Here is a 22,062-nt window from a genome sequence, read left to right on the forward strand (position 1 = left end):
GTAAGGACGCGAACCAATCTATCCACACTCGAGTCGCCAGCCATGAGCCAGTTGACCAGCAGACGCGCTTTTCTGAGCGCACGTATCCTACGGGAGGATCCTGATGCGATCCGACCGCCGGGCGCGGGCGTGACAGGCTTTGCCGATCTGTGCACAGGCTGTGAAGACTGCGCCGGGGCCTGCCCGGAAGACATCATCACATTCGACGACAGCGGCTTTCCGGTTCTGGATCTTTCCGCAGGCGGCTGCACCTTATGCGGTGCATGTGCCGAGGTTTGCCCGACCCCGGCGCTGTTGCCCGAGCGTGTGGCCGAGTGGCCGTGGCGCGCACGGATCGAGGCCGCAAACTGTCTGTCGATGAACGGGGTGAGCTGCCGCCTGTGCCAGGACACTTGCGAACAGGAAGCCATCCGCTTTCGCCTGCAACTGGGCGGGCGGGCTGAACCGGCGCTTGAAACCGAAACCTGTATCGGATGCGGCACATGTTCTGCCGCGTGCCCTGCCGGGGCCATCACGATGCACCGCCCCGCCCCTTTGCACCCGGAGGTGACCCAATGAATATCTGTGGCTGTCTTGTCCACATCGCCCCCGATCACACCGACGCCGCGCGCGCGGCGATAACCGGCACCGATGGCGTCGAGCTTCATGCGGAGGCCGAGGATGGCCGGTTCGTCGTGGTTGTCGAGGATACAGCCGACCGGCTGGCCTCGGAAACCATCATGGATCTGCACCAGATCCCCGGCGTGATCTCATTGTCGCTGACCTATCACCATTTCGAAGATCCCGCGGAGGCTGCTCCGCGTCCTGATGCTCCAAGCCAACCGTCCAGCAGGAGGCCCATGCAATGACCATCTCTGAATCCCGTCGTACATTCCTGAAAGCGTCCGCAGCGGCTGCCACGGCCTCGGCTGCCGGCATCCCACTGGCCGCTGGTTCGGCCAGCGCTCAGGCCGCCGCGCCTGATATCCGCTGGGACAAGGCCGCCTGCCGGTTCTGCGGTACGGGCTGTTCGGTTCTGGTGGGCACCAAGGATGGCCGCGTAGTCGCAACGCAGGGCGACCCGGATGCGCCGGTCAACCGGGGTCTGAACTGTATCAAGGGCTATTTCCTGTCCAAGATCATGTATGGCAAGGACCGCCTGACCACGCCGCTTTTGCGCAAAACCAACGGCGAATATGACAAGAATGGCGAGTTTGAACCGGTCAGCTGGGACGAAGCCTTTGACGTCATGGCTGCCAAGTGGAAAGAGGCGCTGGCCAAGAAAGGCCCGACCAGCGTGGGCATGTTCGGTTCCGGTCAGTGGACCGTCTGGGAAGGTTATGCGGCGGCCAAGATGATGAAGGCCGGGTTCCGGTCGAACAACATCGACCCCAACGCGCGTCACTGCATGGCGTCGGCCGTGGTCGGCTTTATCCGCACCTTCGGCATCGACGAGCCTATGGGCTGCTATGACGACCTTGAGCACGCGGATACGTTTGTTCTGTGGGGGTCGAACATGGCCGAGATGCACCCGATCCTGTGGTCGCGTCTGACCGATACGCGCCTGACCAAGCCGGGATGCGAAGTGCATGTTCTGTCGACCTTCGAGCACCGCTCGTTCGAGCTGGCCGACAATGGCATGGTGTTCAACCCGCAGACCGATCTGGCGATCCTGAACTATATCGCCAATTACATCATCCAGAATGGCGCGGTGAACGAAGAGTTCGTCAAGAACCACGTCAATATCACCAAAACAGCCACCGATATCGGTTATGGCCTGCGCGACAATCATCCGCTGCAACAAGAGGCCGCGAACCCCAATGTCGGCAAGATGGAACCGATCAGCTTTGAGGAATATGCCGAGGCGGTATCGGAATACACGCTGGAATACACTTCGGAACTGTCCGGTGTTCCGGCGGACAAGCTGGAGCGTCTGGCCCAGCAATATGCCGACCCGAACCGCAAGGTCATGAGCCTGTGGACCATGGGGTTCAACCAGCATACCCGCGGGTCGTGGGTGAACTCGTTGATGTACAACGTGCACCTGCTGGTGGGCAAGATTTCCGAGCCCGGAAACTCGCCCTTCTCGCTGACCGGTCAGCCGTCGGCCTGCGGAACCGCGCGTGAGGTTGGCACCTTTGCCCACCGTCTGCCCGCCGACATGGTTGTCATGAATGACGAGCACCGCAAGATTTGTGAAACCGCCTGGAACGTGCCTGCGGGCACCATTCCGGCCAAGCCCGGCTTTCACGCCGTGCTGCAGCACCGCAAGCTGAAGGATGGCGATCTGAACGCCTATTGGGTGCAGTGCAACAACAACATGCAGGCCGCACCGAACATCAACGAAGAAGGCTATCCCGGGTATCGCAACCCCGAAAACTTCATCACCGTTTCAGACCCCTACCCGACCGTCACGGCCGTGTCCGCCGACCTGATCCTGCCTACCGCCATGTGGGTCGAGAAGGAAGGTGCCTATGGCAACGCGGAACGCCGTACCCAATTCTGGCGGCAGCAGGTCAAGGCACCCGGCGAGGCCAAGTCGGACATGTGGCAGGTGATGGAATTCTCGAAACGCTTTACAGTCGAAGAGGTCTGGGGCGAAGAGTTGCTGGCCACCATGCCGGAACATCGCGGCAAGACCATGTACGAGGTTCTGTTTGCCAATGGCAGCGTCGACAAGTTCCCGCTGTCGGAAACCGCCGAGGGCTTTGACAACGACGAATCCGAGCATTTCGGGTTCTACGTTCAGAAGGGTCTGTTCGAGGAATATGCCAATTTCGGACGCGGCCACGCGCACGATCTGGCTCCGTTTGAAACCTATCACCAAGCCCGTGGCCTGCGCTGGCCGGTCGTGGATGGCAAGGAAACGCTGTATCGTTTCCGCGAAGGCTATGACCCTTATGTGCCCGAAGGTGCGGGCGTGAAGTTCTATGGCAAGAAGGATGGCAAGGCGAGCATCATCTTTGCTCCTTACGAGCCTGCGGCCGAGGAACCGGATGCCGAATATGATCTGTGGCTGTGCACCGGTCGTGTGCTGGAACACTGGCATTCGGGGTCGATGACGCGCCGTGTGCCAGAGCTGCACCGCGCCTACCCGGCGGCTGTGGTTTACATGCATCCGCAGGACGCCAAGGATCGGGATCTGCGCCGGGGTCAGGAGATTGTTCTGTCCACCCGTCGGGGCGAGGTCACCAGCCGGGTCGAGACCCGTGGGCGCAACAAGGTGCCGCGCGGTCTGGTGTTCATGCCGTGGTTTGATGAAGGCCAGCTGACCAACAAGCTGACGCTGGACGCGACCTGCCCGCTGTCGAAAGAGACCGACTTCAAGAAATGCGCCTGCAAGGTCGAGCGCGCATAGGCAACAAGGATCGTACGGGTAAATCCTCATGTCTTTTGCCGACAAACCCCTTTCGCCGCAGCGGCGCCGGTTCCTGCAGGATTCGGCGCGGGCGGCGGGCGGCTGCGTGGTCGCCGGGACGGTGCTGGCCTATCTGGCCCGCGACGCCCGCGCCCTGCCAGCCGAGGCTTTGCGCCCGCCCGGCGCGCTGCCGGAAAAGGAGTTTCTGTCGGCCTGCATCCGCTGTGGATTATGCGTGCGGGATTGCCCATACGATACGCTGAAACTGGCCGAGTTGGGCTTGGACGCGGTGGCGACGGGAACACCCTTTTTCACCGCCCGGGATATTCCCTGTGAGATGTGCGACGACATCCCTTGTGTCGCCGCATGTCCGACCGGGGCACTGGACCCCGCGTTGGACAATATCGACGATGCGAAGATGGGGGTCGCGGTTCTGGTCGATCAGGAGAACTGCCTGAACTTCCTCGGGTTGCGCTGCGATGTCTGTTACCGCGTCTGCCCCGTCATCGACGAGGCGATCACGCTGGACACCACGCACAACACGCGGTCGGGCCATCACGCGATGTTCATCCCGACCGTCCACGCCGACCGCTGCACCGGCTGCGGCATGTGCGAGAAAAGCTGTGTTCTGCCCGAGGCCGCCATCAAGGTGCTGCCTGCCCGGCTGGCGCGGGGCAGTTCGGCAGAGCACTACCGCAAGGGCTGGGAAGAAAAGGCCGCGAAAGGCGCGCCGGTGGTCGAGGGGATCATCGATCTGCCGGACCGTTTGCCCGGACCGGGCACGGACAATCTGGTCACGCCCGGCGGCTTTGCGCCGGGATATGATCTGCCGGGGGTGGGACAATGAGCGCCCGCACAGATATGCCCACAGGTCACGAGGCCATCGCCAGCAAGGGCTGGATCGGCGCGCATCGCTATCTGCTGCTGCGCCGTGCAAGCCAGCTGTTCTTTCTGGTTCTGTTTCTGCTGGGCCCATGGTTCGGCATCTGGATCGTTCAGGGCACGCTGGCCGGGTCGCTGACGCTGGACGTGCTGCCTTTGACCGATCCGTTCATCCTGTTGCAGAGCATGGTTGCAGGCCACTGGCCTGAGGTGACGGCACTGATCGGCGGGGCGATCGTTCTGGTGATCTACGCGCTGATCGGCGGGCGGGTCTATTGTTCCTGGGTCTGCCCGATCAATCCGGTGACGGATGCGGCCAACTGGCTGCATCGCAAGCTGGACCTGCCGAAGGGCTGGCAACCAAAGCGCGGCACGCGCCTGTGGATTCTGGCAACCGTCCTGCTTGTTTCGGGTCTGAGCGGCATGATCGCGTGGGAACTGATCAACCCGATCACCATGCTGCATCGCGGGCTGGTCTTTGGAATGGGCTTTGTCTGGGCCCTGATCGCCGCCATCTTTGTCTTTGACGTCTTCGTCTCGCGCCACGGATGGTGCGGGCACCTGTGCCCGGTGGGCGCGTTCTATGGCCTGATCGGAGCAAAAAGCCTGCTGCGGATCAGCGCCACAAACCGCGCCGCCTGCGATGACTGCATGGATTGTTACGCGATCTGCCCTGAAAATCAGGTGATCTCGCCCGCGCTGAAGGGCAAACCGGGAAGTACCCCGCTGATCCTGTCACCCGACTGCACGAATTGTGGCCGCTGCATCGATGTCTGCGCGGTCGACGTCTTTACCTTTACTCACCGGTTTGACGACCACGTCGTCCAACCTTTCGATCCAGTTGCCGCGCCCGAGCCGCGCGCCGCCAGACCTATCTAGGGGAGTGCCAAGATGAAAAAATCGATCGTTACAGGCGGAATTGCCCTTCTACCCGTATTATTGCTGAGCGGTTGGGCCGTCGCGCAATCTGCTCAGGTTGAATCCCTGCGCGGTGCGGACGTGGATGAGCCGGTGCCGCTGGACCAGATCCACCGCAATGTCGAAGGGCGGCAGCAGCGCAATTACCGGCAGCAACCGCCATTGATCCCGCATTCGGTTGAACAGTACCAGATCGACATCCGTACCAACCAGTGCCTGTCCTGCCATGACTGGACCAAAGCCGGTGACCGCAACGCACCGACGCTGTCGATGACCCATTATCTGGACCGCGAAGGCCGCGAACTGGATCGGATCGCCGGAACCCGGTATTTCTGCAACCAGTGCCACGTACCGCAGGCCGACGCCCCGCCGCTGGTCGACAACGTGTTCCAGCCCTCCGCCGGCAATTGATCCAACGCAAGACTGAAAGGAGCACCGACATGGCCGACTCCCCTGAAAACCGCGGCTTGCTTGGTCGCCTCTGGAACGCGATCTGGACGCCGACGGTGCTGTTCAGTTCAGGCTTTCTTGTCCTGGCCGGATTTCTGGCCGGTATCCTGTTTTGGGGTGGATTTCACTGGACCCTTGAGCTGACGAATACCGAAGAATTCTGTACTTCGTGCCACACGATGGAAACGAACCTGGGCGAATATCGCGAAACGGTCCATTACAACAACCATTCCGGCGTTCGTGCGATCTGTTCCGACTGCCACGTGCCGGATGAATGGAGCCACAAGATCAAAGCCAAGATCATGGCCGTCAAAGACGTCTATCATGAGCTGGCCGGAACCATCAGCACACCCGAGCAATACGAGGCGCATCGCCTGAGCATGGCTTCGGCCGTGTGGAAGAAGATGAAGGAATCGGACAGCCGCGAATGCCGCAACTGTCATAACTTCGACTACATGGACTTTACCATTCAGGAAACACGGGCCGCGTCGGAACACCAGCGCGCCATTGACACCGGCATGACATGTATCGACTGCCATCAGGGCATCGCGCATAATCTGCCCGCAAACTATCTGGAACAGTACCAGAAAATAAGCGAGGCCGTGGAGGGCGAGGTTCTGCAGGAACATGCATCCGCCTCTGGCGACGACATTCGCGCGTTTCTGAACAACAGCTCGAATTGATGTGGGGACGGACATGCTAGACTTACTTGGAACAATCGGCGCCAATGTCCTGGGCCTGCCCGGCATACTAGGGCTGGCGCTTGGAATGATGACCCGCAAGCTGTGGTTGGGCGCGGCACTGGGGGCCGTTGTCGGCATGCTGGAAACGCTGGTTTTTGCGGGCTTTCAGTTTGCTCATGTGGAAGCGGTGGAACTGGGCATCTCGATTCTGGTCGGGCTTTGCGCGGGCAGCCTTGGCACTGCCATCCGCCTGAAAGGCGCAACCGTCTGAAGAAGACACCGGTTCTGCCCATTTGGTGGAACCGGTATCCTGCCGGGTCACGTTTCCAGCGCCAAAGCGGGTGCTTGTGTCGCACGCGACGCGACTATTGACGTAGGGGAAGCGGTTAAGGCGCGCGGCAGTGTCGAAAATCGGCAGGGTCTGATTTTCGCATTTCCACAACTTCGATAAAAGCGCACGAGGCCCTAGCGCCTATGTGAAAACACCCTTCCCCATTACGCGCGGCAAGGCAGTATGCCGGGCCCAGTTTTGCGCGTGAAAAATCAATATGAAACTGAAAGCCAATGATTTGACACGAAAAACTCAAAGTGGAGTGGAATTTCAACGCTACATCTGCCACAGCAGATAACAAGTTAACAATGGTGTCCCTGCGTCATGTGGATTGAACGTAAATTCCTCTCTATTTTTGCTTATACAAATACAATATGTTTTGAGGGGAGTAAGGGGAGAAGGAAAATGGGCGGGGGCGCAGAACGATGACGGGGGTCCTTGAGGCATCGCCGCGTATCTCAAAAGTTCTTCGACTGGCTGATCTGGAAAACTATGCCACCCTGTTTCGGCAGGAAGGCGTGGATGATGATATTCTGGACGAGTTGACAGATCCCGAACTGCGCGATCTGGGGCTAACGGTTGGCGAAAGAAAGCGGTTTCGCAAGGCGCAGGCCCGTCTGAAATCTGAGGAGGCATCGACCCGGCAGGAACTTAGGTCCGAAGCCGAGCGGCGACAGCTTACGCTGGTTTTCTGCGATCTAGTGGGGTCCACGCAGCTGGCCCAGCGGTATGACCCGGAAGACCTGATGCAGATTATGAACCTGTATCTGGATACGGCGATCGGCACCCTGAAACAGCATGGCTGTCACCTGGCCTACAGGCAGGGTGACGGGATCATGGTCTATTTCGGATATCCCAAAGCCATGGAGGACGATGCCGAACGCGCCGTTCGCGCCGTGCTGGAGACCATTGAAGCCGTACAAAACCTTGAAAACAGGTTTGGCGAAAAGCTGGATCTGCGGGCGGGAATTGCCACCGGTATGGTCGTTGTGGGGGTGGTCTCGTCAACAAGTCTTGGGTCGCAGGACTTTCTGGTCGGTGAAACCGCGAACCTCGCATCCCGCCTGCAGGGTCTGGCCGAGCCGGGCGAGGTGGTCGTTTCCGCAGAGACGTGGCGGTTGACACAAGGCGCATTCGAATTCGAGCCCCGTGGCAGCCACAACCTGAAAGGATTTGACAATCAGCGCACTGTCTATCGCGCCATTTCCGAAAGCGTCGCGACCAGCCGGTTCGATGCGCGTGTCGGACAGTCAGCTGTTGATCTTGTCGCCCGGGGCGACGATCTTTCAGTCCTAACGCAGCTTTGGAAAGATGCACAGGCGGGGTCCGGCAGGTTCGCGTTTGTCGGCGGCGCCGCAGGCATTGGCAAGTCGCGGCTGATCAAGTCCCTGTCTGAAACAATTGGCGTCAAACCCTTTACGTTGCAGTGTATTCCGCATCTGGCCAGCCTTCCGCTTCATCCGATCGTGGGAGAGTTGAGGCGGGTTTCAGGCGACAAGTCCGATGATAGCATCAGGGCCGCGATTTCCGCCTTTGTTCAGGCCGCCTCTCGTCTGAGCGACACGGATTTGCCTGTTCTTCTGGATATGGCCGGGGTCGAAACGGGCGCAGCGCCGGATCCCGACCCCCTGAAGAAGGCCCGCAAGTCGCTGGACGTGTTGTTGCGCAGCATTGGCAGCCTGTGCGACAGGCGCGGCACCTTGCTGCTGGTGGTGGAGGACGTGCACTGGGCTGACGCAACCACGCTGGACGTGCTGGAGGCGCTGGCATCAGGACTGGACGGGTTCCCGATACTGGTGGTCCTGTCGCATCGCCCTGAATATGAGCCGCCAGAACATTACGAAGGCCGCGCGGCGCGCATCGATCTGACGCCTCTGGCCAGCAGTGAAGCCTCGGAACTGGTCCGGCGCGTGGCTGAGCCGTACAGTTTGCCGGTCATCCTGATCAGGCAGATTGTCGAGAAAGCCGATGGCGTGCCGCTTTACATCGAAGAGATGACCAAGGCGGTTCTGGACCAGCTGCCGCAAGATGCGCCGATCAACGCCGAGGTTCTGGATGCCCTGAGTATCCCCGCAACCCTTCAGGATTCGTTGATGTCGCGTCTTGACCGGATGGAAAACGCCAAGCCCATTGCGCAGCTTGGGTCTGTTATCGGGCGCAGTTTCACCTCGGCGATGATCCAGGCGGTGGCGCAGGAAGACATGGATGTGGAAAGCGCGCTGATGCAGCTGATGGCGGCTGGCGTTGTGCTGATCACGGGCGAAGCCGGAACGGCCACCTATACGTTCAACCACGCGCTGGTTCAGGATACGGCCTATAACTCGCTGCTGCGCGAAGACCGGCAGAAGGTTCACCTGAAAATCGCACGGGCCTTGCTGGCCGGACATAACGCATTCGGAAGCCCCGCCCCCGATACCGTGGCGCATCACTGCGACCATGGCGGGTTGAAGGATGAGGCGGTGTCCAACTGGTTTACGGCAGGCGAACAAGCCCTGTCGCGGTTGGCGAACCTGCCTGCGATCTCGGCCTTTCGCGCGGCCCTGCGCAATATCGGAACGATGCCCGCCAATGCCGAGCGTGACGGGTTCGAGCTTCGGGTGCAGATGAATATCCTGCCGGCTTACATGGCGATTTATGGATGGTCCTCCGATCAGGTCGGAGAGACAGCCGCCCGCGCGATGGAGCTTGCCCATGCCTTGGGCGATGGCGAAACCCTTTTTGCGGCCACCTTCTGCCGCTGGACCAATTTCTTTGTCGCGGGCCAGATGAACCGCGCAATGGAGATGGGACAAGCCCTGGACGCGATGGCCGGTATGAGCGGCGACACTGTTCCCAACGTGCTGGCAGCCCGCGCGCTGAGTTTCACGCATTACTTCCGTGGGGAATTTGCGGATTGCGAGCAGCAGCTTGACCGTGCCTTTGCCCTGATCACGCCCGAGCTGGACATGGCCATGATGCCAATGACCCAGTCCTCGACCACGGCGTCATTGCTGGCCATTCAGGGGTGCCTGCTGTGGCAGCAGGGCAAGTTCGATGAGGCGGAGGCCGCGCGCTTGAAAGCCATCGACGTCAGCCGGGCACTGAACCACGCGCCCAACCTTGTCTACATCATGGGCGCGTGCAGCATGTTCCTGCCCTACGCAGGCGAATGGGACCGGCTGGACGTCACTATGAAGGAAGCCCGCAAGATCGCCGACGAGGAAGGGTTCCTGTATCTTCACGCCATGCAGGATATCTACATGGGTCTTGCGCAGGCGGGAAAAGGCGACATCGAGGGCGTTCCGGCCCATATCGAAGCGTGCATGAACCTGATCTCAAAGTCTGGTGGAAACTTTACTTTTCCACAGAATCAGATTGTTCTGTCTGAGTTGATGATCGATCACGGAGATATTGATCAGGCCCTGGACCGGCTGGAAACCGTGTGTACCCCCGGTTGGGAACGAGGAGAAACGCTGAACAAACCGGAATATCACCGCGTGCGGGCCAAGGCCTTTGCTGCCAAGGGTGATCGGGACAGCGCGATTGCCGAGGTTGAACTGGCATTGGCGCTTGCCAGCGAATGTGGTGCCGTTGTTCAGGAACAACGCGCCGGGGCACTACTGGACAGTTTGACGAAAGCCGAATGAACGAGACGGACTGCCCGGCCAAACAGGGCAGCATCACCAAGAGGGATTTACAATGACCGATGCATTGGATTGGAACACCGAACAGTGGAATGCCGTTAACAAGGCCGTCCATGATGAGGCGCTGCGCGCGCGGGTGGCTGCGAGTATTCTGCCGCTTTATGGGCCGCTGCCAGCGGACACGCAATCTGTTCCCCTGAACAAGCTGGGTCTGATTGACAACGCGTCAGGCGCGGCCAAACGTCTGGAAGTAAATGATTATGACACCCTGCGGCTGACGACGGTTTCCGTCAACGTCTACCTGAAAGGCGCGCAGGTGGCTGATCCGGAACTGGCCGCGGCCATGATCATGTTCCGCCGGGCCGCCGCCGTCGTGGCCAAGGTTGAGGATGACATCATTTTCAACGGCCAGCCGGGCACCGGCGAAGCGCCCAGACATGCCGGTGGCGCACCTGCCGATCTGCCGCCGATCTACACCGTCAGCGGGGGCGGTAAATATCCGGGGCTGTTGGAGGCTGGCGAAGGTCAGTCCATATCGATCAACGGGAAGAAAAAGCCCTGTTCCGGCCCCGAGGTTTTCGAGGCCGTGGTCGCGGGCATCAATAAACTGGAAGCTCACGGATACCTTGGGCCTTTTGCCTGCGTGATGGGCAATGGGCTGTTTCAGGCCGTGACCACGCCGATTGAGAACTCGATGGTGCTGCCGCGTGACAGTATTCTTCCGTTCCTTGACGGCCCGCTGCTGCGATCGGGCACCCTTCCCGCAAACAAGGCTGCACTTGTATCGCTGCAAGGTGCGCCGGTCGAGATTGTCGTGCCTTCGGATATCGCGGTGAAGTATCTGCAAACCTCGTCTGACGGCGAACATATCTTCCGCGTTCAGCAGAAATTCCATCTGAGGATCAAGGAAGCACAGGCGATCTGCACCATCACGTGCTGACCGGAGATCTGGTCATGGGGGAGTTTACAGACCGGGGCGTGACATTGCGTTGGTCCGAGCTGATCAACGAAAATGGGCTTAATCGGGTGCTGATCGAAGCCGGACCCGCCGTGTCTTCGCATGACGTGGTGCGCGTGATCTGTTCCGAAGATGGCGGCCCCGAGCGCGCCATTCGCGGCTGGCCCTTGCAATGCGACCCCAAGACCGGGTTTCAGCAGTTTGCAGCCATGCTGCCATCTGTGACCCAGGAAAAGACATTGACCTGGCGACCGGTGCTGACGACCGGTGGTCGCGAATATGATCCCGGCCGCGGAAAGGCCCCCGAACCTGCGCCGCCACGCCCGGCAAAGCCAATCACGCAAGTGCCCGCGCTGGAACATGTGGGCAGGTTTGTGGTGCCGTTCAACGACGAGTTCTATCCTTCGGGTGAAACGCCCGACGGTATCTGGCTGCATTTCGGGATCAAAAACGGCGGAACGGTTGACGGGCCTCATCTGAAGGGGACGATCGATCCGCTGGGGGGCGACTGGATGCGCGTGCGGTCCGACGGTGTGGGGCTTTTGCACGCCCGAGCGCTTATTCAACCGGTTGAAGGAGGCGCGCCGATCCTGTTTGAAGATACCGGCGTATGTGACTTTGGGCCGGATGGGTATGCCGGGCTGGCGAAGGGCAATCTGCCCGCCTCGGCCCCGGTCCGGCTGGCACCGCGATACCTGACATCAAACCCGAATTATGCCTGGATGAACAGGTTGCAGGGTTTCGGCGTCGGGGAAGCAAGCCTGTCCGATATCACCCTGCGCTTTGACGTCTATTCCGCGAAAGGAACATCTGATGGCTGAAAAGGTTGTCATACTGGGCGGTGGCGTGGCCGGAATGAGCGCGGCGCATGAGCTGATCGAGCGTGGATACGAGGTCGAGATTCACGAGCGCCAGCTGATCCCCGGCGGCAAGGCACGCAGCATCCCCGTGATGAAGGGCGAAGGCGATCACGGGTCCAAGGCGAAACACATCAAGGCGCTTGAAAAATGGGCCGAGATGGACGGTGCCAGTTATCCCCCCGGTGTGAAACGCCCCTGGCTGCCCGGCGAGCACGGGTTCCGGTTCTTTCCGAATTTCTACCGCCATATCACCGATACGATGGCACGCACGCCCTATTATGGCAAAGGCACCTGTTACGATAATCTGGTGTCCACCACTCAGGTTCTGGTCAGCCAGTTCGATGACCCAGGCATCATCGTTCCCGAACGGTTTCCCCGCACGCTGAAAGACGTGGCCGACGTGCTCAAGACGGTTGCATTCACGCTCTCGCCCCGGGACCAGATCGCCTATGAGGATGTCGAACATTTCATCGCCTGCATGTGGCGCATCGCGACATCCTGCAAGGAGCGCCGGTTCGATGAATATGAACGCATCGGGTGGTGGGATTTCATCGGTGCCGAGCAGCGCTCGGAAGCGTATCAGAAGTTTCTGGCGATTGGCCTGACCCGTTCGCTGGTGGCCGCCAAGGCGACAACTGCCAGTACAAAGACCGTGGGCGACATTGCCGTTCAGCTTCAGCTGGGTATCGCGACGCCCGAGCCGCATGGCAACCGGCTGTTGAACGGCCCCACCAACCTTGTCTGGATACAGCCGTGGCTGGATTACCTCAAAAGCAAGGGGGTCGTGTACAAGTTCAACTCAAAGGTCACGGGCATCGACTGCCAGGATGGCCGCATCGTCAGCGCGACGGTTGAACAGGATGGCGAAGAAAAGCAGGTCACCGGGGATTGGTTCATCAGTGCGATGCCGATCGAACGGATCGCGCCCCTCATCACCCCTGCGATGACGGCAATTGACCCGTCTCTGGCCAAGCTGCCCCTGCTGGCCGAAGACGTGCAATGGATGAACGGAATTCAGTTCTACCTGACCAAGGATGTTGAACTGACCCACGGCCACGTCATTTTCATTGACAGCCCCTGGGCCCTGACCGCGGTTTCACAAAAGCAGTTCTGGTCGGCCATCAACTTTGAAAACTGGGCAGAAGGCAAGACCAAGGGCCTGCTTTCAATAGATATCTCGGAATGGGACAAGCCGGGGTTGAACGGAAAAACCGCGCGTGATTGTAGCCGCGAAGAGATTGCGCACGAGGTTTGGGAACAGCTCAAGCGCAGCGTCAACGTGGATGGCCAGACCGTCCTGCGCGACGAGGACATGCATTACTGGTTCCTTGATCCTGATATTGTGCAGGATCCCAACGACCCCAAGCGCCAAACCAATGTGGAGCCGCTGTTGGTCAACCGCATCAACAGCTGGCGGTTGCGCCCTGAGGCGGCCACGTTGATCCCGAACTTCATGCTGGCGTCGGATTATGTACGCACCTACACCGACCTTGCCACCATGGAAGGAGCAAACGAAGCGGCACGTCGGGCGGTCAATGCCATCCTGCAACGCGGCGGATCAAAAGCAGAGCCCTGCCAAATCTGGGACCTGCACGAACCGGATATCCTGAAACCGCTGCGCGCCTATGATTTTGCCCGCTATCAGGCCGGCCTACCCTGGGACAACCGGTTTGCGGTTGCGGTCGAGGCGGCGCTGAGGATGGGACAGGATGCAGTGGGTGTTGAGCGTGGCGGCGAAGGGCCGCTTGCCGTCATTGCGAAACCGGCTACGGAATACTCAAAACCCGGCGGGATTACCGAAGACCCTGCGATTGCGGACGCGTTGCGTATGATCTGCCCTCCGAAAGAGCTGCTTGACCTGATGGTGGCCTACGAGCCGACGGCTGATCTACCGATCCCCGGAGAGGAGATTGCAGAGGATGTTGCCTTTGATCTGGGCCGGGACAGCGGCCAGTCGGGGGTGTTGTCCAAAGCCTTGCCGCTGACGGATGCACCTTTTTCGGCGGCCGGACCCAACCTTGCCGAGACGGGCAGGAACGAGACCAAAACCCGTGTGATCATCACCCAGAAGGGATGACCCTGTGGCCACTGGCACAGCACATTTGGATCCTGCGGCACAGCAGGATTTTCTGAAAACGCTGACCTCTTACGGGGATCGGGCCCGTGAGACGCTTTTGCAGCTGTTGCCGACGGGCGAGCCGCAGGCCTATTTGTACGGGCCGATGCGAGATTACATTGAAACCTCGGGCAAGGGGTTGCGGCCCGCACTGTTGCTGGCCACCTGCGAGGCTTTCGGCGGTGACAGCGAAACCGCACGAGTATCAGCCGCTGTTCTTGAACTGCTGCACAACGCGTTTCTGATCCATGACGATATCGAGGATCAAAGCGATTTCAGGCGCGGGCGCGCGTGTATGCACAAGCGTCTTGGGGTCCCTTTGGCCATCAATACCGGTGACGGGATGCAATCGCTGGCCCTGCGCCTGTTGCGCCAGAACCTTGGGCCGCTTGGCCCTGAAACCGGCATGCGCGTGGTGGACGAGTTCGATCATCTGTTGCAGCAGTCCATTGAAGGTCAGGCACTGGAGCTTGGCTGGATACGGGACAACCGGCTGAACGTGGATGCATCGGATTATCTGACGATGTGTCTGAAAAAGACCTGTTGGTACAGCTTCATTCACCCCATGCGCATCGGGGCGCTGATTGCCCGGCCACATGATGTCGCGTCCGGGGCGTTGAACCTAGACGATTTCAACGCGTTTGGGTTTTTTTTGGGCGCCGCGTTTCAGATACAGGATGATGTTCTGAACCTCGTGGGCTCGCAGGACAAATATGGCAAAGAGATCGGCGGGGACATCTACGAAGGCAAACGCACGCTGATGCTAGGGCGGCTTAGCTTGCAGGCGGACGAGCCCGAAAAAGCACGCCTGTCGGATATGCTGTCAAACCCGCGCGACAGCCGCTCGACGCAGGATGTGGGCTGGGTTCTGGATCGCATGGATCACTATGGCTGCATCAGATATGCACAGGACGCGGCCAATGACTTGCTGGCCTCGGCCCGTCAGGAGTTTGCGCAGGTTTTTGCGGCCACCGAAGAAGTACCCCGCGCGTTTCTGGGCCATTTCATGGACTACCTCGTAACCCGTCAGGTTTGAGCGTTCGCCACCTCATACATCACGAGGATCGAAGTTTGCACTGTACCCGTGCAGGCAATCCGGCCGTGATATTCGCCGGGATCGGCAAGGTCCGGCACGGTTACAATGACGGCAACATCCGTTGACTCGCCGGGGTTTAGCTGGATTTGCCGGGGAACAACATTAACCCGGTTTGCTGGAAGAGTGTCGCCGTTCCGGTTGATCAGGTCACCCGGTTCGAACTGTAATGCGACAGGCCCGCCACCGTTTAGTGCGTCAAAGGACAGCAAAATGGTCGCGGTGCCGCCGGGGTGGCAAGTTTTGCGGCACGCAAATGGCCCCTCAAGCGGCTGTTTCGTGCCCCGTTCAGCCCCAAGCACGCGGCGTGCGATATCCGAGATCGGTTGCGCGTCCGGCTGCGGAGCGATCGGGCTGACCGGAAGCGGCGTGCTAACGTATGGTTTTCGTTCGAAATAAGGCATACCCAACTGTGCACCTGTGACGCGGATCAGTAAATGGGAAATTTACCGGATCCGCGCGACAAACACACCGTGTTTCTATTTGCCTTTCCAGACCGGATGACGTTTTTCAGCAAATGCACGCGCGCCTTCAAGCTGGTCCTCACTGGAATAGAGGACATCCACGCTGCGCAATTGCCGTTTGGTGATGCGGTTCATGGCGTCCTGAAACTTGGCGTCTTCAGCATCGCGCACGATTTCCTTGATGGCCGCATAGACCAGCGGCGGCCCTGACGCCAGCAGGCGGGCGAGTTCCCACGCGCGGTCCATCAGCTGATCAGCGGCAATAATCTCATTCACCAGACCCCAGCGGTTGGCTTCTTCGGCATCAAACCAGCGGCCTGTCAGCAGCAGCTCCATCGCGATGTGATAGGGGATGCGCTTGGGCAACTTGACGCTGGCGGCATCCGCAACAGTGCCCGAGCGGATTTCCGGCAAGGCAAAAGTGGCGTGATCAGCGGCAAGAATCATGTCTGCGGACAAGGCCAGCTCTAGCCCGCCACCGCAGGCGATACCGTTGACGGCGGCAATAACGGGCTTGTTCAGGTCGCGCAGCTCTTGCAGGCCTCCGAACCCACCGACGCCGTAATCTCCGTCCACCGCGTCGCCATCGGCGGCAGCTTTCAGATCCCAGCCGGGGCAAAAGAATTTTTCGCCCGCGCCGGTCAGGATGGCCACGCGCAGGTCCGGGTCGTCGCGGAACTCGGCAAAGACATCGCCCATTCTGCGGCTGGTGATCAGATCAATCGCGTTTGCCTTGGGGCGGTCCAGCGTAACCTCGAGGATTGAACCATCGCGGCGGGTTTTGATCGGGTCCATATCTCAGGCCTTTCTTATCAGGGCGTCCACGGCAACAGCCTTGTCCGGCGTGCACAGGAGCGGGTTAATCTCGACCTCGCTAAGCGTGTCGGCATTTTGCATGACATAGGTCTGAACAGCCTCGACCGCGGCAACAATCGCATCCATATCAGCCGCCGGTTGACCGCGATAGCCCGCCAGCAGCGGGGCGATCTTCAATTGACCGAGGGCGGAGCGGATGTCTCCGGGCGGGCTGGGCACCAGCAAGGATACCGTGTCGCGCAGCAGTTCGGTCAGCACGCCCCCTGCCCCAAGGGTCAGAACAAACCCATGCGCAGGGTCACGCACCACGCCAATCAGAAGCTCGGCAACGGTTCCGGTGACCATCTCTTCGATCAGGATGTCTTCGGTGCCTATATCAGCCGCGACAGCCGCGACGTCCTGAGCCCGTATGCCCAGCCGAACGGCGCTGTGTTCGGATTTATGCGCAAGCCCGACACCCTTGACGGCAAAGGGGCCTTCCATCTTGTCCGCTGCGGCACGGGCAGCTTCCGCGCCCCGCACCGTCCGGTTTTGCGGGATGCGTAGGCCGCATTCCGCCAGCGCCGCCTTCGAGGCGCCTTCGGTCAGGATTTGGGTTGGTTCCATCATACCCGGCTGCAAAACGGGCGTTGCGGATGGGGCCTTGACCTGCCCTGCGGCGCGGGTCGCAGACAGCGCCTCGCGCAGGCCCATCAAGGGTACAACACCCCCGGCCATCAGCTGTTGTGCGATGTCTTCCGGTAAAAGCTCCGGCAAGGTGGCGACAATCGCGAACCGGGCGCCGGTTTCTGCCCGTACGTTCAACGCTGCCTGCGTTGCGCAGGCCCAATCGGTGGAGTCGGTGGTCGGGTAGTCGACGATCGAGAATGTCATGTCGATATCGTCGCCCGTCATGCCCGACCAAGCCCGCGTCATCGCCAGTTCGTCACGCCAGATATAGGTGTGATAATCCAGCGGGTTGTTCAGCGCGACCATGGGCCCGAGCGCGCCGCGCAGGCGGGTCAGCTTTTCACCGCTCAGCCGTGGAAATTGCAGCCCAGTGCCAACGGCCATATCGGCAATCAGGCTCGCCTCGCCCCCCGAACAGCTGATTGAGGCGATGTTGCCCCCCGGCAGCGGCCCGTAGCAGTGCAACAGTTTGAGTGTTTCAAGGAAGTCAGGCAGCGCCGAAAGGCGTGGAATGCCAAGCCGGTCAAGCAGCGCCTGCGCCCCGGCATCGCTGCCCGCCAGTGACGCGGTATGGGAAACGGTTGCTGCCTGCGCCTGTTCCGATGCGCCGACCTTGAGGGCAACCAGCGGGACGCCTTTTGCATGGGCTTTGGCGGCCAGCGCCTCCCACTCGCGGATGTTCTTGAAGCCTTCGATATGCAGGCCCACTGCGGTCACGCGCGGGTCATCGATCAGGGCCGAGGCGATCTGCGCCTGACTGGTTTGAGCCATATTTCCGCAGGTCACCATATAGGCAATCGGCAGCCCGCGTTTCTGCATGGTCAGGTTGATCGAGATGTTCGAGCTTTGCGTCAGGATCGCCACGCCCTTGTCGACGGGCACAACCCCGTGCTGATCCGGCCACAACAATGCCCCGTCCAGCGCGTTGATGAAGCCATAGCAGTTCGGGCCCAGAATGGGCATGTCGCCGGCCGCGTTGATCAGTTGATCCTGCAAATCCCCGCCGGTGTCGTCCTCGGCCACGGCTTCGGAAAAGCCCGAGGCGAAGCAGACAGCGCCACCCGCACCCATGCTGGACAGGACTTGAACCGCTTCAACCGTGGCGTGGCGGTTGATGCCGATGAAAACCGCGTCAGGTGCGTCGGGCAGGTCTTCGATATGGCCATAAACCTTGTGGCCCGCAATGTCAGAAGCCTTGGGATGGACCGGCCAGATCTGACCGGCATATCCCATGCGTTCGGATTGCAGAATAACCTGTTGGCACCATGCACCGCCGCCAATGACAGCGATGGATTTCGGGCGCAGCAGCCGGGTCAGGTCTTTGGTCATGGTCAGGCGCCCAGCGGACGCAGAAGATCGCGGCTGATGATGTGGCGCTGAATCTCGCTGGTGCCGTCCCAGATCCGTTCGACCCGGGCGTCGCGCCAAAACCGTTCGATCGGGAAATCATCCATCAGGCCCATGCCGCCGAAGATTTGCAGCGTCGTGTCGGTGACCCGCGCCAATGCCTCGGAGGCATAGAGCTTGGCCGAGGCGATCTCGCGGTTTGCGGGCAGGTTCTGGTCCAGGCGCCAAGCGGCGGCAAGGGTCAGCCAGTCGGCGGCGTCAATCTCGGTGATCATGTCGGCAATCTGAAAGCCCACACCCTGAAACTTGCCGATGGGCTGGCCGAATTGCTTGCGCTCGGCGGCGTAGTTCAGCGCATAATCAAAGCAGCGCCGCGCGCGCCCGACCGAGAAGGCCGCAACCGTCAGCCGGGTCGCGTAGAGCCATTCGTTCATCACGGCAAAGCCGCCATCGACCTCGCCCAGAACCTGCGCATCGGACAGGCGGCAATTGTCGAAATACAGGATACAGTTTTTATAGCCCCTGTGGCTGACGGATCTGTAGCCGTCGCGCACTTCAAAGCCCGGTGTGCCGCGATCCACCAGGAAGGTGGTGATGCGTTTTTTGGGGCCTTTAGGGGTCTCATCCACGCCGGTGGCAACGAAGACAATGAAGAAATCCGCGTGTTCCGCGCCCGAGATGAAGTGTTTTGATCCGTTGACGACCCAGTCGCCACCGTCGCGCACCGCCTGACATTTCATGCCGCGCACGTCCGATCCGGCATCCGGTTCGGTCATCGCCAGCGCGTCCATCTTTTCCCCGCGCACTGCGGGCAGCAGATAGCGTTCGCGCTGTTCGTCGTTGCAGGCCATGAGGATGTTTTGCGGGCGGCCAAAGAAATGCGTCAGCGCCATCGACCCACGGCCCAGTTCACGCTCGACCAGTGTGAAATCCAGATGCGACAGGCCCGCGCCGCCCACTTCTTCGGGGAAGTTGCAGGCATAGAACCCCAGATCGATACATTTCTGCTTGATCTCGTTGCCAAGCTCCGGCGGGACCGTTCCGCTGCGTTCGACCGCGTCTTCATGCGGGTAGATTTCTTTTTCTACAAAGCTGCGGACCGTCGAGACGATCATGTCCTGTTCTTCTGTCAGACCAAACTGCATGGCGCGTGTTCCCTGGATCGGTGGTTGACCAACCAAACGCCATCGCTCATGGTCGCGGCATGCAGAGATAGATCATTTTCATGCCGAGTTCGAAAATATTATCGCAGCAATACAATGTCCTTCTGTTCGACGGGTTCTCGAACCATTGCCTTGCGAACATGGTCGAACCGTTGCGGGCGGCGAACACCCTGTCACGGCAGGCATTATATGCATGGCGCTTCTGTTCGCTTGACGGCAACCCTGTTCAAAGCTCCAGCGGCCTTGTCGTCACCCCGAACGGGGCCATCGGCGATCAACAGGGGGATTTTCTTGTTGTCATGCCGTCATATGGATACCTGAAGCTGGATATGCGGCCGACCATACGTGCCGTGCTGGCTGCGGCCAAGCAACACAAGCACCTGGCCGGGCTGGACACGGGAAGCTGGCTGCTGGCCAGCGCGGGATTGCTGGATGACCACAGGGCGACCATTCATTGGGACGAGTTTTCGCGGTTCGAGGAAAGGTTTCCGGCGGTGGAGGCCGTGCGGGAAAGGTTTGTCATTGATGGTAATCGGCTGACCTGTTCCGGGGCCATGGCAGCCTTCGATCTGGCCCTGACCTTGATCCGCCGGGATCACGGCCCGCTGCTGGCGATGGAGGTCGAGCACCTGTTCATGAGCCGGAACGGGCGTGGCCATTATGACCTGCCTCTGAAATCCGAGGACACGCTGGTCAATCGCGCTCTGACTGTCATGCAGGCGCATCTTGAAGCACCGCTTTCGGTCCGGAGTGTGGCCCGGAAAATCGGATGTTCACAGAAAAGGCTCGAAACGCGTGTTCAGACGGAACTGAAAACAACTCCGCAAGCGCTGTACCGGCGTCTGCGCCTGAACCGCGCGCGCAATCTGGCCGAGGATACGGAACAATCCATCGCCGAGATCGCGGGGCGCTGTGGATACGAAAACGCCAGTGCCATGACCCGTGCGTTCAAGGCTGAGTTCGGTCAGACGCCGACCGCATTTCGGAACGGAAACCTGTCGGGGCAGTGAACCGGGATTGGCGGGGTGCCGGTTTAAGGTGTCGAACTCGGAAACATCCCTTGCTTTTGTCGTAGCGATTTAGGGCAGCATCCGTTTGCTGGTCAAAATGTGACAAGCGTTTTAGGGAGGCAATTTTCGCGAAACGCGGACAGCCGATTTATGTTAGCGCAGTAGTCCGCCCGTCAAAGCGCTGGAGAATATGCGTGGACAGTGCGCCCACGCAAGTCAGGTTTGGTGCGGGGCGATCAGGCCGCAGCGATCTGGCCTGCCTTTTCAACCAGCACTTCGGCCTGACGGATCGAGGCATAGTCGATCAGACGGCCATCCAGAGACACGGCACCTTTCCCATCCGCCTCGGCCTCGGCCATGGCGACAAGGATACGCCGTGCCTTGGTAACTTCGGCATCCGAGGGCGACATCACCTCATTGGCAAGTGCGATCTGGCTGGGGTGGATGGCCCATTTCCCCTCGCACCCCAAAACGGCGGCACGTTTTGCGGCGGCCTTGTAACCGTCGGGATCCTGAAAATCGCCAAAAGGCCCATCAATCGGACGCAGCCCGTTGGCGCGCGCCGCAACCACCATGCGGGCAAGGGCGTAGTGCCACATGTCGCCCCAGTGGTTCAGGCGGCCTCCGTCGGCATCCGGGTCGGTCAGAACCGAATAGTCCGGGTTTACACCCCCGATGATTGTGGTCCGCGCGCGAGTCGAGGCGGCATAATCCGCGACACCAAAATGAAGGCTTTCATTGCGCTTTGATGCGGCCGCGATCGCGCTGACATTCTGCATACCAAGCGCGGTTTCGATGATGTGTTCGAACCCGATCCGTTTCTTGTATCCCTTGGCGTCTTCGATCTGGGTCACCAGCATGTCGACCGCATATACATCTGCAGCTGTCCCGACTTTTGGGATCATGATCAGGTCCAGACGCTGGCCCGCCTGTTCGACGACATCCACTACATCCCGGTACATGTAATGGGTATCCAGACCATTGATCCGCACCGACATGGTCTTGTTGCCCCAGTCGATATCGTTCAGCGCCTGAATGATGTTCCTGCGCGCCTGTTCCTTTTCATCGGGCGCGACGGCGTCTTCCAGATCGAGAAAGATGACATCCACGTCCGATTTCGCGGCCTTCTCAAACATTCCGGGCTGGCTGCCGGGCACGGCAAGCTCGCTGCGGTTCAGGCGGGCGGGGGCTTGTTCAATTGGGTGAAAGCTCATGGTTGGGACCTTTCGGCTTACAGGTTCGGGTAGATGGGGAAGCGGTTGCAGAGATCTGCGACCTGGGCGCGGACGCGGGCTTCGACTTCGGAGTTGCCGTCTTCGCCGTTGGCTGCCAGGCCGTCGAC

Annotated in this window: 19 protein-coding genes; 14 read left to right on the top strand and 5 right to left on the bottom strand. The window is 60.2% G+C overall.

The annotated features are described in order from the left end of the window. The first annotated feature begins 42 nt into the window (after positions 1-42). The 13 genes from napF to ACR0BK_RS16065 all read left to right on the top strand — a co-directional run bounded on the left by napF (position 43) and on the right by ACR0BK_RS16065 (position 15,194). Positions 43-558 (top strand): ferredoxin-type protein NapF, encoded by a 516-nt coding sequence (gene napF, locus ACR0BK_RS16005; RefSeq protein ID WP_480555383.1) that lies wholly within the window; start codon positions 43-45, stop codon positions 556-558. Further along, entirely contained in the window at positions 555-848 is a 294-nt protein-coding gene (locus ACR0BK_RS16010; RefSeq protein WP_480477405.1) for a chaperone NapD, read from the top strand. The genes napF and ACR0BK_RS16010 overlap by 4 nt, the downstream gene beginning before the upstream one ends. Further along, positions 845-3,337 carry a nitrate reductase catalytic subunit NapA gene (gene napA / locus ACR0BK_RS16015; RefSeq protein ID WP_480477407.1) on the top strand — a complete coding sequence of 831 codons (2,493 nt, stop codon included), beginning with the start codon at positions 845-847 and terminating at the stop codon, positions 3,335-3,337. The genes ACR0BK_RS16010 and napA overlap by 4 nt, the downstream gene beginning before the upstream one ends. Before the next feature lie 28 nt (positions 3,338-3,365). Beyond that, positions 3,366-4,184: a ferredoxin-type protein NapG gene (gene napG, locus ACR0BK_RS16020; RefSeq protein WP_480494063.1), complete on the top strand. Its 819-nt coding sequence runs from the start codon at positions 3,366-3,368 to the stop codon at positions 4,182-4,184. Continuing rightward, a complete protein-coding gene (napH, locus tag ACR0BK_RS16025) occupies positions 4,181-5,098 on the top strand; it encodes a quinol dehydrogenase ferredoxin subunit NapH (RefSeq protein WP_480477411.1) in 918 nt (305 codons plus the stop codon). Before napG ends, napH begins: the two co-directional genes overlap by 4 nt. 12 nt (positions 5,099-5,110) lie before the next feature. Next, complete coding sequence (locus ACR0BK_RS16030) at positions 5,111-5,548, top strand: nitrate reductase cytochrome c-type subunit (protein ID WP_480477413.1); 438 nt, start codon at positions 5,111-5,113, stop codon at positions 5,546-5,548. 29 nt (positions 5,549-5,577) lie between these two features. After that, complete coding sequence (locus ACR0BK_RS16035; protein WP_480477415.1) at positions 5,578-6,270, top strand: NapC/NirT family cytochrome c; 693 nt, start codon at positions 5,578-5,580, stop codon at positions 6,268-6,270. Positions 6,271-6,283: 13 nt separating this feature from the next. Next, on the top strand, positions 6,284-6,541 hold the full coding sequence (locus tag ACR0BK_RS16040; protein ID WP_480477417.1) for a hypothetical protein: 258 nt from the start codon (positions 6,284-6,286) through the stop codon (positions 6,539-6,541). Between the two features lie 485 nt (positions 6,542-7,026). Next, positions 7,027-10,227: an adenylate/guanylate cyclase domain-containing protein gene (locus ACR0BK_RS16045; protein ID WP_480555384.1), complete on the top strand. Its 3,201-nt coding sequence runs from the start codon at positions 7,027-7,029 to the stop codon at positions 10,225-10,227. Positions 10,228-10,279: 52 nt separating this feature from the next. Beyond that, on the top strand, positions 10,280-11,164 hold the full coding sequence (locus tag ACR0BK_RS16050) for an encapsulin (RefSeq protein ID WP_480555386.1): 885 nt from the start codon (positions 10,280-10,282) through the stop codon (positions 11,162-11,164). Between the two features lie 14 nt (positions 11,165-11,178). Then, a complete protein-coding gene (locus tag ACR0BK_RS16055) occupies positions 11,179-12,003 on the top strand; it encodes a DUF3237 domain-containing protein (protein WP_480494059.1) in 825 nt (274 codons plus the stop codon). Beyond that, positions 11,996-14,119 (top strand): hydroxysqualene dehydroxylase, encoded by a 2,124-nt coding sequence (locus tag ACR0BK_RS16060; protein WP_480555388.1) that lies wholly within the window; start codon positions 11,996-11,998, stop codon positions 14,117-14,119. Before ACR0BK_RS16055 ends, ACR0BK_RS16060 begins: the two co-directional genes overlap by 8 nt. Before the next feature lie 4 nt (positions 14,120-14,123). Beyond that, entirely contained in the window at positions 14,124-15,194 is a 1,071-nt protein-coding gene (locus tag ACR0BK_RS16065; RefSeq protein ID WP_480555390.1) for a polyprenyl synthetase family protein, read from the top strand. Here the strand turns inward: ACR0BK_RS16065 and ACR0BK_RS16070 are convergent. The 4 genes from ACR0BK_RS16070 to ACR0BK_RS16085 all read right to left on the bottom strand — a co-directional run bounded on the left by ACR0BK_RS16070 (position 15,185) and on the right by ACR0BK_RS16085 (position 19,692). Continuing rightward, positions 15,185-15,655 (bottom strand): hypothetical protein, encoded by a 471-nt coding sequence (locus ACR0BK_RS16070; RefSeq protein ID WP_480555391.1) that lies wholly within the window; start codon positions 15,653-15,655, stop codon positions 15,185-15,187. The genes ACR0BK_RS16065 and ACR0BK_RS16070 overlap by 10 nt on opposite strands. A 75-nt stretch (positions 15,656-15,730) precedes the next feature. Next, entirely contained in the window at positions 15,731-16,510 is a 780-nt protein-coding gene (locus ACR0BK_RS16075; protein ID WP_480555392.1) for a carnitinyl-CoA dehydratase, read from the bottom strand. Between the two features lie 3 nt (positions 16,511-16,513). Continuing rightward, positions 16,514-18,529 (bottom strand): acetate--CoA ligase family protein, encoded by a 2,016-nt coding sequence (locus tag ACR0BK_RS16080; RefSeq protein WP_480555393.1) that lies wholly within the window; start codon positions 18,527-18,529, stop codon positions 16,514-16,516. Positions 18,530-18,531: 2 nt separating this feature from the next. Beyond that, positions 18,532-19,692 (bottom strand): acyl-CoA dehydrogenase family protein, encoded by a 1,161-nt coding sequence (locus ACR0BK_RS16085; protein ID WP_209507018.1) that lies wholly within the window; start codon positions 19,690-19,692, stop codon positions 18,532-18,534. Between the two features lie 80 nt (positions 19,693-19,772). Here ACR0BK_RS16085 and ACR0BK_RS16090 point away from each other — a divergent pair, with 80 nt between their 5' ends. Beyond that, entirely contained in the window at positions 19,773-20,720 is a 948-nt protein-coding gene (locus ACR0BK_RS16090) for a GlxA family transcriptional regulator (protein WP_480555395.1), read from the top strand. Positions 20,721-20,956: 236 nt separating this feature from the next. Here the strand turns inward: ACR0BK_RS16090 and ACR0BK_RS16095 are convergent, their stop codons facing one another. Beyond that, positions 20,957-21,934 (bottom strand): HpcH/HpaI aldolase/citrate lyase family protein, encoded by a 978-nt coding sequence (locus ACR0BK_RS16095; protein ID WP_480555396.1) that lies wholly within the window; start codon positions 21,932-21,934, stop codon positions 20,957-20,959. Positions 21,935-22,062 lie beyond the last annotated feature (128 nt).

Source organism: Ruegeria sp. AF1 (assembly GCF_056542125.1).